Genomic DNA, 12945 nt, shown 5'->3' with positions numbered 1-12945 from the left:
GTAATGTCAGAAAACAACTCCAGCCTCCAATTGGCATCGGCTCGGGAGAGTCGAATCCACCCGGTGAGACCGGCGTGAAAGGTGATCGTATGGCCACCCGCAAATCAACCACAACACTCGAACCCGTCGCCGACGAGCCTGCTGCAGCAGCAGCAAAGCCGGTGACGAAGGCCGCAGCCGCAAAGGCCGCTGCCGCCAAGACCACCGCGACGAAGGCTCCTGCAGCTAAAGCGGCGAAGGCTCCCACGAAGGCTGCTGCAGCCAAGACTGCTGCCGCCGCAAAGAAGGCCAAGGCCGCGGCAGAAGCCGACGGTCCCGGCGCCGACGACGACGATGCCGAAGCAGGCGCTGTCGTCGAGGTCGTCGTCGACGAAGACGAGACCACGACCGACGACGAAGCCGACGACGGATCGCCCAAGCCGGCAGCCGAGATCGTTCTTCCTGCCGGAGCGTTGGTCATCTCCGATGCTGACGACGACAGCGACGTTCCGGTCTACTCGACCGCGATCACCGGTGCAACAGCCGACCCGGTCAAGGACTACCTGAAGCAGATCGGTAAGGTCGCGCTCCTGAACGCGGCCGAAGAGGTCGAACTCGCCATGCGCATCGAAGCCGGACTCTTCGCCGAAGACACCATGTCGACGATGAGCGAAGCCGAGAAGAAGTCGGCCTATGGCCGTGAGCTCCAGTGGGTCGCCCGCGACGGCGCCCGCGCAAAGAGCCACCTGCTCGGCGCCAACCTGCGTCTCGTCGTGAGCCTGGCAAAGCGCTACACCGGTCGTGGAATGCAGTTCCTCGACCTCATCCAGGAAGGAAACCTGGGCCTCATCCGCGCTGTCGAGAAGTTCGACTACACGAAGGGCTTCAAGTTCTCCACCTACGCGACCTGGTGGATTCGACAGGCGATCACGCGAGCCATGGCTGACCAGGCCCGCACGATCCGCATCCCCGTGCACATGGTCGAGGTCATCAACAAGCTCGCCCGCGTGCAGCGCCAGATGCTCCAGGACCTGGGACGCGAGCCCACGCCAGAAGAGCTGTCGCGTGAACTCGACATGACCCCTGAGAAGGTCGTCGAGGTGCAGAAGTACGGGCGTGAGCCCATCTCGCTGCACACGCCTCTGGGTGAAGACGGCGACAGCGAGTTCGGCGACCTGATCGAAGACACCGAGGCGGTCGTTCCGGCCGATGCCGTGGGCTTCACCATGCTGCAGAAGCAGCTCGAGTCGCTGCTCGACTCTCTCTCGGAGCGCGAGGCGGGCGTCATCCGCATGCGCTTCGGTCTCGGCGACGGCATGCCGAAGACGCTCGACCAGATCGGTGACACCTTCGGCGTCACCCGTGAGCGCATCCGGCAGATCGAGTCGAAGACGATGGCGAAGCTGCGCCACCCGTCGCGTTCGCAGTCTCTGCGCGACTACCTCGAGTAGGCCGCGGATGCGTTATATCGCGCCCGTTCTCGTCGGTCGCGCGGTCCGGGCTGTCACCCGGGCCCGCGGCGGCGGATCGGCGCTGCCCGGTTACATCGTCAACAAGATGGCGCCCGGCTTCATCAAGAATGTAGTTGCCCAGTTCGAGTACGGCATCGTCTTCGTTCTCGGATCCAATGGCAAGTCGACGACCACCCACATGCTCACCGAGGTTCTGCGTGGGCACGGACTGACGGTGTTCACGAATCCCTCCGGTGCGAACCTGCCGCAGGGCATCTCCTCGGCTCTGCTTTCCGAGGTCGGCGTCACCGGCAAGCTGAAAGCCGACATCGGCATCCTCGAAGTCGACGAAGCATTCGCGCTCGAGTTGTCGAAGACGCTGCTGCCGTCGACCATTCTCATGCTCAACGTGCAGGTCGACCAGCTCTACCGGTTCTTCGAGACCGAGGTCGTCGCCGACATGATGCTCGACACCGCTGCGGTCGCGACACAGCACGTCATCAGTAATCGCGACGACGCGTATCTGTCGAAGATCGGCGAGATCCTGTCGAAGAAGGGATCCGTTGTTCCCGATGTCACCTACTTCGGGGCGGCGCCGAAGCTCGTCGCCGACTCCGCACACGGCCTGTTCAATGCGGCCAATCACCGCGAAGAGGCATCGACCGCGCCGATCGACGCACTCGCCGAACTCGAGTCCTGGGACAGCACGGGAGCTCGCATCCGAGTCGGGGGCGAACTGGCCGACGTGGTACTTCCCGCCAAGGGACTGCACTACGGAATCGATGCAGCGGCGGCACTCGCCACGGCGGCTCAGGTGCTCGGCACCGAATTCGACCTGGCGAAAGCGTCGGCTGCGTTCTCGTCGATGACACCCGCGTACGGTCGAGGCGAGCTGCTCGACTTCGGAAACGAGAAGGTGGAGTTCGTGATGTTCAAGAACGCCGCGAGCCTTCAACTCAATCTCGATGCGCTCCCCGCAGCGCCCGAACAGGTCATGGTCGCTATCGACGAGGGCACGCCCGACGTCTCCTGGCTCTACGACATCGACTTCGCGCAGCTCGACCACGTCGATGTGCTCACGGGCGCAAAGGCATGGCAGTTCGCGCTGCGGCTAGAGCACGAGGGAATTCCCGTCGGAACGATCGAACCCGACCTCAAGAAGGCCATCGAGTTGATGCGCGCCCTTCCCGCACCGACGACGGGTCACAAGACCTGGGTCGTCAACTACGAGCAGATGATGCTCGCGAGAAAGATCATCGGCTACGGCGACATGGAGGTCTCGTTTTGAGTTCGTCATCCGCACACTCGGTATCGATTCTGGAGCTGTACCCCGAGCACCTCGAGTCGAGCGGCGAGCGTGGCAACGTCACGGCGCTGCGGGCACGTCTCGAGCGAGCGGGCCACCAGGTCGACGTCGTGCAGCACACCATCGGTCGGCGCCTTCCGAAAGACCCCGACATCGTCGTGATCGGAAACGGCCCCGTCTCGGCCGTTCGCGCCGTCTACGCAGATCTCATGGAGAACGCGCAGGCTCTGCGCTCACTGGCAGACGACGGAGTTCCCTTCTTCGCGGTCGGCGCGGGTGCCGAGCTCCTCGGAGGCGGTATCACACTCGCCGACGGCACCGTTCTCGCCGGGGTCGGCATCTTTCCCTTCTCGGCTCGACGCGGAGTGCCGCGCCAGGTCGGATACATCGTCGTGGAGTCTGCGCAGGGAACCGTGGTCGGCTTCGAAGACAACGCGTCGGAGTGGAACCTCGATTCGGGCGCGGTGCCTCTCGGCGTCGTGACCTCCGGTGGCGGCAACGGCAATGGTCGTGAGGGCGTCATCGCCGGATCATCCATTGCGACCCAGACGAAGGGCCCGATTCTGCCGTTGAACCCCTCGTTGAGCGACGCCGTCATCCGAGCCGCCTTGGAACGCCGTGACGTCGCCTACGCGCCGTCGGCAGCGCATGCCGAGCTCGATCGTCTGGCCGCCAAGTCACGAGAAGTGATCGTCGCGAACGTCAAGAGCGTCTTCACGACCATCTAGTGATGTCGTCAGCGCTCACGACCCATCCGACGCCACCGCGCCGCGCCACGATCGATCTCGGGATCGTCCGCGGCAACTCCCGTGTCCTCATCGCTCACGCCTCGCCGAGCAGAATCGTCGTCGATCTCCGTGGCGATGCTTATGGCCATGGCGCGGCGGCGGTCGCCGCCGCGATGAGCTCAGAGGCGATCGATGCCTTCCTCGTGTCGAACGACGAAGCCGCCCACGCCATCCGCGCGTCGGGTGTCTTGATCCCCGCCATCCAGCGTCGTCAGGCTGACGCCGCCGCCGAGAGTCTCATCGGGCCAGAGATCTTCGGGCTCGACACCCTCTCCGTTCCCGATCCGCGAGCCCTCGGTCTTCTGCCCGCCATGACTCTCTCCGCACGCGTCCTGTCTACCAAGAAGGTCGGCGCCGACGAGGGTGTCTCCTACGGCTACGTGTACCGCACGACGGCTCCGACGACCCTCGCCATGGTGTGCCTCGGCTACAGCGACGGCATCGACAGACACGCGTGCAATGGGGGTAGGGCTTGGTTCGCCGGCTCCACCCACCCGGTCGCCGGGCGGGTCGCCATGGACGTCTTCATGCTCGACGTCGGCGACAAGCCGGTCTCACCGGGCGACGAGGTCGTGCTCTTCGGAGACGAAGCGCAGGGCTACCCCTCTCCTGTGGCCTGGGCCACGAGCCTGGGAAAGACCGCGGCGGAGGTCACGGCATCGCTGGGCGACAGAATCGTTCGGAGTTACGTATGACGATCCCGACAGGCGAGATTCTCATCGATCTCGAGGCACTTCGGCACAATATCGACGTGCTGACCGCGCAGGTTGCGCCGTCTCAGGTGATGGTGGTGGTCAAGAACGACGCATACGGGCATGGCCTGATCGACGTGACGAGAGCTGCGGTCGACTCGGGCGTCTCGTGGATCGGCGCCCTCGATCTGCCCACGGCGCTGTCGCTGCGCGATGCCGGCGTCTCGTCGCCCACCCGGATCTTCGCCTGGCTGCTCGACCCCGAGGAAGACCTCGCGCCCGCGATCGCCGCCTCGGTCGATCTCGGCATCTCGACTGTCGCGCAGCTGAACACCATCGCCGCATCGCAAGCCGCGAACCCCGCTCGGGTTCACCTCAAGATCGACACAGGGCTCCATCGCAACGGCGCGACGCCCGAGGACTGGCCTGGGCTCGTGGCACGGGCTCGGGATCTGGAGGATCAGGGAGTCGTCGAGATCGTGGCGGTCTGGACCCACATCGCCGAGGCAGACGACCACGAGGATTCGCTCTCGATCGCCCGATTCGAAGATGCTGTCGCTATCGCCCGTGACCTCGGCGTGCGCGCGCCTCTGCGGCACCTGGCAGCCAGTGCTGCAGGTTTCGCCAGATCAGACGCGCGATTCGACCTCGTGCGCTTCGGCGCTTTCGTCTACGGGCTGCCGCCCGGCGACGGTCCGAGCGCCGAGAGCATGGGTCTGCGTCAGGTGATGACGCTGCGCGCGCCCATCTCGCTGATCGAGGCGCTTCCGGATGGCCGCCGCCGGGCATCCATCGACCTCGGCTTCGCCGATGGTCTCTCGACCTCTGCGCCCGGGCGCATCGCCGTGGCCATCGACGGCCGGAGGCATCCGCTTGTCGGCCCTCTCGAGGTCGACAGAGCCTGGATCGCCCTCGATGACGACAGCGATGTCGCCGTCGGCGATACGGTGACCGTGTGGGGCGATGGCAGCGCGGGGGAGCAGACGCTTCAGGAGTGGGGCAACGCCACCGACACCATGTCGGAGGAACTGGTCGTACGGCTGAGCCCGCGAATTCCTCGACGCCTAGTCTGAAAGGCGCGCACATTCTCGGCGCGGCGCGGATCAGGTGTCGATGCGCTCTCGCGACATACCCTCGGAGCCCGCGATGATGAACTCCTTACGCGGGGCCACGTCGTCGCCCATCAGCAGGTCGAACGTGCGCTCAGCACGCTCGGCGTCGCTGACACCGACTCGGCGCAGGGTGCGGTGGCGCTTGTCCATCGTCGTCGTCGCGAGCTGATCGGCATCCATCTCGCCCAGGCCCTTGTAGCGCTGGATCGGATCCTGGTAGCGCTTCTTCGCCTTGTCGAGCTGGGTGAGCAGAGTGTGCAGTTCCGCCTCTGAGTAGGTGTAGATCGTCTCGTTGGGCTTCGTGCCGGGGTTCATCACGACGACGCGGTGCAGGGGAGGGACGGCCGCGTAGACGCGACCGTCTTCGACCAGGGGCCTCATGTAGCGGAAGAACAGCGTGAGCAGCAGCGTTCTGATGTGCGCTCCGTCGACGTCGGCGTCGCTCATCAGGATGATCTTGCCGTAACGGGCCGTAGACAGATCGAACGAGCGCCCAGAGCCGGCGCCGATGACCTGGATGATCGAGGCGCACTCCGTGTTGCCCAGCATGTCCGAGACCGAGGCCTTCTGCACGTTGAGGATCTTGCCTCGAATGGGCAGAAGCGCCTGGAACTCGCTGTTGCGCGCGAGCTTCGCCGTTCCCAGCGCCGAGTCACCCTCGACGATCATCAATTCGCTCAGAGCGACATCGTTGGAACGGCAGTCCACGAGCTTCGCCGGCAACGACGACGACTCGAGGGCGTTCTTGCGACGCTGGGTCTCTTTGTGCGCTCGGGCTGAGATACGCGACTTCATCTCGGCGACGACCTTGTCGAGCACCAGAGCGGTCTGGGCCTTGTCGTCGCGCTTGGTCGACTCGAATCTCTCCTTCAGGCCCTTCGCGACGACCTGAGACACGATGTTGCGTACCGCGGGGGTTCCGAGGATCTCCTTCGTCTGGCCTTCGAACTGAGGCTCGGGCAGCCGAACGGTCAGAACAGCGGTCAGGCCGGCGAGCACGTCGTCTTTCTCGAGCTTGTCGGTTCCCGCCTTGAGCCGACGGGCGTTCGCCTCGACGGTCTGGCGCAGGAACTTCAGAAGACCCGCCTCGAAACCGGCCTGGTGCGTTCCGCCCTTGGGCGTCGCGATGATGTTCACAAAACTGCGGAATGTCGTCTCGTAGCCTGTTCCCCAACGCAGGGCCAGATCGACGTCGCACTCCCGGCTGAGCTCCGTCGGCACCATGGCGCCCTGGGGCGAGAGCACGGGAACCGTCTCGGTGAACGATCCGCTTCCCTGGAGTCGCCACGTCTCGGTGACGCCCGAATCTGTTGCGAGGTGTTCGACGAACTCCGCGATCCCCCCGTCGAAGCGGAACGCGTCGCGGCGCACCTCTTCGCCACGCTCGTCGGTGATGCCGATCGACAGGCCCGGCACGAGGAACGCGGTCTGGCGGGCGCGATCGAAGAGCTCTTCAGTCTGGAAGCGAGCCGTCGAACTGAAGATCTGGCGGTCGGCCCAGTATCGGATGCGCGTTCCCGTGACGCCGCGCTTGACCTTGCCGACGATGCGGAGTTCGCTGCCGTTCTCGAACGGCGTGAACGGCGCATCCGGCGTCGGAATCGAACCGGCGTCGTCGAAGACGCCCGGCTCTCCCCGGTGGAACGACATGGCATAGGTCTTGCCGTCGCGGTCGACCTCGACATCGAGGCGCTCGGAGAGGGCGTTGACGACCGAGGCGCCGACGCCGTGCAGACCACCGGATGCCGCATACGAACCAGAGCCGAACTTTCCGCCGGCGTGCAGCTTGGTGAAGACGACCTCGACCCCGGACAGGCCGGTTTTCGGCTCGATATCGACGGGGATTCCTCGCGCACGGTCACGAACCTCGACGCTCGAGTCGGCGTGCAGCTGGATCTCGATCTCGGAACCGTGGCCGCCCAGGGCCTCGTCGACGGAGTTGTCGATGATCTCCCAGACGCAGTGCATGAGCCCGCGGGAATCCGTGGACCCGATGTACATGCCCGGGCGCTTGCGCACAGCCTCGAGACCCTCGAGTACAGACAGGTGCCGTGCGGAATAGTCGGCCGATGCCACGTGTTCTCCCAAATAAGCGTCGGGCCTATTGGATCGGGGCCCAGCGATCAACTGTAGTTTCCCGCCGGGCCGTGCCGGTCCACCGACACGAAACACCCGATTCGACGTACGCGCACAGCGAAACACGAGCGAAAGCGGCACCGGCAAAACCTACCCGTGATTTGATAACTAGATCGGTTGTCGAGCAGCGAGGCGTGAGGAGCATCACATGCACACAACAGCAACGGAAAACGGCACCATCACCGAAGAGACCACGTACCAGCTGACCGGCGCAGACCGCTGCGACAGCTGCGGCGCGCAGGCGTACGTTCGAGTGGAGATGGAGTCCGGCAGCGAACTCTTCTTCTGCTCGCACCACGGCAAGAAGTTCCACGACAAGCTTTCGCCGCTCGCCAAGAGCTGGCTCGACGAGTCCGCGCGACTCCTCGAGAAGTAGGTCACGACGTAACGTCTGACATACGAAGAGAGGCCGTTCCCCACGGGGAACGGCCTCTCTTCGTATGTGCTTACTCAGTCGGTCTCGCCAGAGTCGGCGTCACCGACCGGGCCGGAGCCAGGAACGGTCGGCATCCGGGAAGCCATCGTGGCACCGATCGAACCGACGATCGCCTCGAGCGGTGTACCCGAAGCATCGCGACGAGAGCCGCCGTCAGGCAGCTGGCGAATCGAACCGTCTGTGCCGACGGCGAGTGCCGGCTGCGGACCCACCCACGCCTGAAGCATGATGTCTTCGCCCTTCAAGAACCTCTGAGCGCGGACTCCACCCGTCGCACGACCCTTGGCTGGGAACTCCGAGAAGTCAGACACCTTGGCACTGCCCGCATCCGTTCCGGGGAGCATCGACGTGCTGCCGGCCACGGTCGCGACGACAGCGCTCTCGTCGGGCGCCACCGCGCCGAAGTAGATGCACCGGGCGCCGGGCGACAGCTTCATGCCGGCCATGCCTCCGGCCGTGCGCCCCTGAGGGCGCACCGAGTTCACGGAGAACCGGAGCAGCTGGGCGTCGGAGGCGGCGAAGATCAACTCGCTCTCCTCACTCGGCTGGGCCACTCCGACGACGTAGTCGCCCTGCTTCAGCGCGATGATCTCGAAGTCGGGCTTGTTCGCGTAATCCTGGGGAATGAGTCGCTTGACCACACCGCTGATGGTGCCGAGCGCGATCGGAACAGGGGAGTCGAGCGAGACGAGGCCGACAACGCGCTCCTTCTTCGTGTCCAGCCCCAGGTACTCGGCGATGCGCACGCCGGCGGCGAGCTGCACCGAGTTGATCGGAACGACGGGCAGATCGAGGACCGGCATACGAATGAGCCTGCCGAGGGTGGTGACCGCACCGACCTCGCTGCGACTCGTGGTGCTCACGAGAGAGAGAACGGCGTCGTGACGCGCCCGGCGGGCCGCTGCCCCGGGAAGCGGCGCGGCATCCGTGCCTTCGGGGTAATCGATTCGGATGGCCCTACCCGTAGTGCTCAGAACGATCACGCAGGCGGTGTCGGCGAGTTCGAGCACGACGGGTTGAGCCCTGCGTGACGAGGGCGCAGCGCCGGCCTTCGCCTCGGTGAGCAGCGTGCGGCGCGGGGTGCCGAGCTTCTCGGCGACGGCGTCCAGCTCAGAGGAGACGGCCCGGCGAATCAATGCGGGAGAGCCGAGGAGGGCGGTGAGCTCCTCGATCTCCTTGCGCAGGGAGTCTCGCTCTGCTTCGAGTTCGATGCGGGAGAACTTGGTGAGCCGTCGTAGACGCAGTTCGAGGATGTAGTCCGCCTGGAGCACGCTCAACTCGAACACGTCTATCAATCGCACGCGAGCGGCCTCGGTGTCGTCGCTCGCCCTGATCACCTGGATGACCTCGTCGATGTCGAGGATCGCGATGAGCAGACCTTCGACGAGGTGCAATCTCTCGGTTCGGCGAGCCAGCCGGAAACGCGTACGCCGCGTGATCACCTCGATGCGGTGATCGATGTACACCTGCAGCAGATCACGCAGGCCGAGCGTCTGCGGCTCACCCCTCACGAGGGCGACGTTGTTGATATTGAACGACTCTTCGAGCGGGGTGTACCGATAGAGCTGCTCGAGAACGGCATCCGGGCTGAAGCCTGTCTTGATGCCGATGACCAGACGCAGACCGTGGGTGCGGTCGGTGAGATCGGTGACGTCGGAGATGCCGGCGAGCTTCTTGCTGGTCACGCCGTCTTTGATCTTCGAGATCACCTTCTCGGTTCCCACGAGATAGGGCAGCTCGGTCACGACGAGACCGACCTTGCGGGCGGTGAGGTTCTCGATGCTCACTCGAGCCCGCGTCTTGAAGCTGCCCCGACCGGTCGTGTACGCGTCGCGGATGCCCGCCAGTCCGACGATCGTTCCACCACCGGGCAGATCCGGGCCGGGAATGAACGACATCAGGTCGTCGATCGACGCGTCGGGATTGTCGATCAGGTAGCGCGCCCCGGCGACGACCTCGACGAGGTTGTGGGGAGCCATGTTGGTGGCCATGCCCACAGCGATCCCGGCCGCTCCGTTGACGAGTAGGTTGGGGAACGCTGCGGGGAGGACGTCGGGCTGAGTCAGCTGGTTGTCGTAGTTGGGTACGAAGTCCACGACGTCTTCGTCGAGTCCGTCTGTCATTGCGAGAGCAGCCGCTGCGAGGCGCGCCTCGGTGTATCTCGGAGCTGCGGGTCCGTCGTCGGGAGAGCCGAAGTTGCCGTGTCCGTCGATCAGAGGAACACGCAGGGTCCACGACTGGGCCATGCGTACGAGCGCGTCATAGATCGCCGTGTCGCCGTGCGGGTGCAGCTTGCCCATGACCTCGCCGACCACGCGGGCGCTCTTGACGTGCCCCCGATCGGGGCGGAGCCCCATGTCGCTCATCTGATAGAGGATGCGACGCTGCACCGGCTTGAGACCATCGCGAGCGTCGGGCAGAGCGCGCGAATAGATAACCGAGTATGCGTACTCGAGGAACGAGTCCTGCATCTCGGTCGAGACGTCGACGTCGAGAATCTTCTCGGGCGTCTCAGGGGCGGCGTCTGGTGTCTGCGGTGTCATACCTGAATGGGGCTTTCTTCGAAGAAAGGCGGCGCACCGGTGCGGGATCGGTGGACGCTCGGCTCGTGATCGGGACGAGAGATTCTGCCGTCACGTGTGCCAGACTTGGCCCCGATGCCCCCTATGCTACCGGCGACCCGATCCGACGAGCCTCGTCTGTCGGACGTGTTGCCCAGTTGCCTCGCGGCCGTGACATCCGACGACAATCGCCTCGGGCTCCCGGCCGTCTCGAAAGCCGTGGTCGTCCTCGTCGACGGGCTCGGCGCATCCGCTCTGCGCCAGCGTGCAGGGCACGCCCGTTTTCTGACGTCGCGGTTCTTCAAGAAGGCGACACTCGTCAGCGGCTTCCCCACCACGACAGCTGCCGCCCTCACCTCGCTCACCACGGGAGCAGCACCAGGGCAACACGGACTCGTCGGATACTCGGCACTGATCCCGGCGACGCAGCGAGTGGCCAATCAACTGACCGGTTGGGCTGCCGACATGGAGCCCTCCGTCTGGCAGAGGCGCAGCACCGTGTTCGAGCACGCCACGGCGGCAGGAATCGATGCCACGGCTATCGGACCGAGAAGATACGAGTCCTCCGGCTTCACCCATGCGGTGCTGCGCGGGGCGCGCTACCTGGCCGCCGATTCGATCTCGGACAGATTCGACGAGGCTCGCTCGGTGCTCGACCGCGATTCCCCGTCGATCTCCTATGTGTACGTTCCCGAACTCGATATGACGGCCCACGCCCAGGGGTGGCAGTCCGACCGGTGGACGCATCTGCTCGAAGAACTCGACTCGGCCATGCAGGTGTTCGTGCGCACCCTTCGCGCAGATGAGGGAGTACTGCTCACGGCAGACCACGGCGTCATCGATGTGCCCGAGACCTCTCACGTGCTCTTCGGAGGTGACGAGCATATGAGGGGGGTCGTCCACGTCGCCGGAGATCCTCGCTGCCTGCAGCTGCACCTCGACCCCGAGCTCTCGGCAGAGGCACGCCAGTCGGTTCTGGATGCCTGGCGCGAGTCAGAAGGCGAACGCGCGTGGGTGCTCACCAGAGACGAAGCGATCGAGGCCGGATGGTTCGGTGCGGTCGACGATGCCGTCGCGCCGAGGATCGGCGACATCATCGTCGCCGCCGCGAAGAACATCGTCTACTACGATGCGCGCAAACCGAACGACCCGTCACGCCGAATGATCGGCCAACACGGATCCTGGAATACCGACGAGTTGATGGTCCCGCTGCTCAGATTCGGCGCATTCGAGCGCTGAGAGCGCCGGTCAGGCAAGGTCGTCGTCGGTGCGAGCGCCGAAGACGATCTCATCCCAGCTGGGCATCGCAGCGCGACTGCGGCGCGGCGGCTTCGGCTGAGTTGTCGCGGGAGCCGGGGACTCCGACTCAGGCGTGTCGATGCCATCCAGTGTGTCGGTGCGTGCAGCAGAGGCCCAGATCGACGAGGTGAGGGTCGGCCGAGACTCGCTGTCGCGCTTCTCGCGCGGGGCGTCGGTAGCCCGCTGAGAAGCGCCTCCAGCGGCTGGTGGGGTGGAGGAGGATCCGCTGTCGTCGAAGTCGTCGACGAAGACGGCGGCCTCGCGTTCGCCCCGACGACGGCGGAGCGCCTCGAGGAGGTCTGCCGTCTGGTTCAGGTTCTCTGCGGGTCGTTCCTCTGAACGAGAGATGGCGGCAGAGGTCGCTGCAGCCGAGGACTCCGCCGACGACGTGCTCCGACCATAGGGAATGACCTCGGGATTGGGCGCGGTGTCGTTCGTGCTGGTCGGCACTGCCGCGGGCGCGGTCTCCGACTCTTCGGCCTCGACGCTCGGTGAGACGACGCGGAGCCGCGGAATGAGTCCTTCGGTGATCTCACCGTTCTGCGAGAGGGTGACGGCCTCGGTGTTGAGAGGAGCGAGGGCGTGCCGCTTCGGGTCGTACTGCCAACGCGCGTCGTGGTCGATCTCGTTCGCGGTGAAGGAGAGTTTGACGATCCAGCCGGTTTCGTCCTTCCAACTCGCCCATCGCTCGTCGGAAGCGCCGAGCCCTTCGAGCCGCTCCTGAATGGCTTCGCCGAAGGTCGTCGTCGGCTCCTCGCCCAGCGGGTCGAGAGCAGAGTCGATCTGCACCGCCACCTTGAGTGCCGAGTTCACCACGTATGCGCGCTCAGCGAGCACAGGGCCCTCGAACCGTTCGACGTAGTCGAGATCAGCTCCCGTGAGGCGACTCACCTCTTCGGCAGACAGACCCGAACGGATATGGCCCTGGATCTCGCGGGGCGAGACGCGCTTGCCCGTGTTCGACGGCGTCAGGGTCTGCCTGATTCGGCTTTGAAGCACGTCGTCGATGGCGATGCGGTATCGCTCGCCGGCGTCGGATGCAACAAGGAGGGCGCCGTCTTCGACGCCGATTACTGTCAATTCCTGCATGGTGAAGAGGCCTCCAGCGGTCACTGTTGCTACGACCATGCCACGTTCTCGGCTGAATTCCGGGAATGTAATGGGCGTGCCGCAAGTTGATGGCGT

Annotated in this window: 10 protein-coding genes; 7 read left to right on the top strand and 3 right to left on the bottom strand. The window is 65.1% G+C overall.

Translation table 11 applies throughout. The features are described from left to right. Positions 1-89 precede the first annotated feature (89 nt). The 5 genes from CCK87_RS06585 to alr are packed head-to-tail and all read left to right on the top strand — an operon-like array spanning position 90 to position 5289. A complete protein-coding gene (locus tag CCK87_RS06585) occupies positions 90-1430 on the top strand; it encodes an RNA polymerase sigma factor (protein WP_086460647.1) in 1341 nt (446 codons plus the stop codon). Positions 1431-1437: 7 nt separating this feature from the next. Continuing rightward, positions 1438-2718, top strand: a complete 1281-nt coding sequence (locus CCK87_RS06580) for a MurT ligase domain-containing protein (RefSeq protein ID WP_086460646.1) — start codon at positions 1438-1440, stop codon at positions 2716-2718. Beyond that, positions 2715-3464, top strand: a complete 750-nt coding sequence (locus tag CCK87_RS06575; RefSeq protein ID WP_170927173.1) for a hypothetical protein — start codon at positions 2715-2717, stop codon at positions 3462-3464. The genes CCK87_RS06580 and CCK87_RS06575 overlap by 4 nt, the downstream gene beginning before the upstream one ends. 2 nt (positions 3465-3466) lie before the next feature. Then, entirely contained in the window at positions 3467-4219 is a 753-nt protein-coding gene (locus tag CCK87_RS06570; protein WP_086460644.1) for an alanine racemase C-terminal domain-containing protein, read from the top strand. Further along, complete coding sequence (gene alr / locus CCK87_RS06565; protein WP_086460643.1) at positions 4216-5289, top strand: alanine racemase; 1074 nt, start codon at positions 4216-4218, stop codon at positions 5287-5289. Before CCK87_RS06570 ends, alr begins: the two co-directional genes overlap by 4 nt. Before the next feature lie 30 nt (positions 5290-5319). Here alr and CCK87_RS06560 read toward each other — a convergent pair whose 3' ends face one another. After that, positions 5320-7404, bottom strand: a complete 2085-nt coding sequence (locus tag CCK87_RS06560; protein WP_086460642.1) for a DNA topoisomerase IV subunit B — start codon at positions 7402-7404, stop codon at positions 5320-5322. Between the two features lie 208 nt (positions 7405-7612). On the opposite strand from CCK87_RS06560, the gene CCK87_RS06555 reads away from it, so the two are divergent. Next, positions 7613-7840 (top strand): hypothetical protein, encoded by a 228-nt coding sequence (locus CCK87_RS06555; protein WP_044438448.1) that lies wholly within the window; start codon positions 7613-7615, stop codon positions 7838-7840. Between the two features lie 74 nt (positions 7841-7914). Here CCK87_RS06555 and CCK87_RS06550 read toward each other — a convergent pair whose 3' ends face one another. Next, on the bottom strand, positions 7915-10443 hold the full coding sequence (locus tag CCK87_RS06550; RefSeq protein WP_086460641.1) for a DNA topoisomerase IV subunit A: 2529 nt from the start codon (positions 10441-10443) through the stop codon (positions 7915-7917). 189 nt (positions 10444-10632) lie between these two features. Between CCK87_RS06550 and CCK87_RS06545 the strand changes: the two genes are divergently transcribed. Further along, entirely contained in the window at positions 10633-11700 is a 1068-nt protein-coding gene (locus CCK87_RS06545; protein ID WP_249273752.1) for a nucleotide pyrophosphatase/phosphodiesterase family protein, read from the top strand. Between the two features lie 9 nt (positions 11701-11709). Here CCK87_RS06545 and sepH read toward each other — a convergent pair whose 3' ends face one another. Beyond that, positions 11710-12888 (bottom strand): septation protein SepH, encoded by a 1179-nt coding sequence (gene sepH / locus CCK87_RS06540; RefSeq protein ID WP_249273751.1) that lies wholly within the window; start codon positions 12886-12888, stop codon positions 11710-11712. Positions 12889-12945 lie beyond the last annotated feature (57 nt).

This window comes from Agreia sp. VKM Ac-1783 (assembly GCF_900177765.1).
GTDB lineage: Bacteria > Actinomycetota > Actinomycetes > Actinomycetales > Microbacteriaceae > Agreia.
Note: the sequence above shows the minus strand (reverse complement) of the source record. Positions and strands in the feature narration are given on the sequence as shown.

Coding starts and splice junctions, on each gene's coding strand:
- CCK87_RS06585 (WP_086460647.1), top strand. CDS start 90: ATGGCCACCCGCAAATCAACCACAACACTCGAACCCGTCGCCGACGAG.
- CCK87_RS06580 (WP_086460646.1), top strand. CDS start 1,438: ATGCGTTATATCGCGCCCGTTCTCGTCGGTCGCGCGGTCCGGGCTGTC.
- CCK87_RS06570 (WP_086460644.1), top strand. CDS start 3,467: ATGTCGTCAGCGCTCACGACCCATCCGACGCCACCGCGCCGCGCCACG.
- alr (WP_086460643.1), top strand. CDS start 4,216: ATGACGATCCCGACAGGCGAGATTCTCATCGATCTCGAGGCACTTCGG.
- CCK87_RS06555 (WP_044438448.1), top strand. CDS start 7,613: ATGCACACAACAGCAACGGAAAACGGCACCATCACCGAAGAGACCACG.
- CCK87_RS06550 (WP_086460641.1), bottom strand. CDS start 10,443: ATGACACCGCAGACACCAGACGCCGCCCCTGAGACGCCCGAGAAGATT.
- sepH (WP_249273751.1), bottom strand. CDS start 12,888: ATGGTCGTAGCAACAGTGACCGCTGGAGGCCTCTTCACCATGCAGGAA.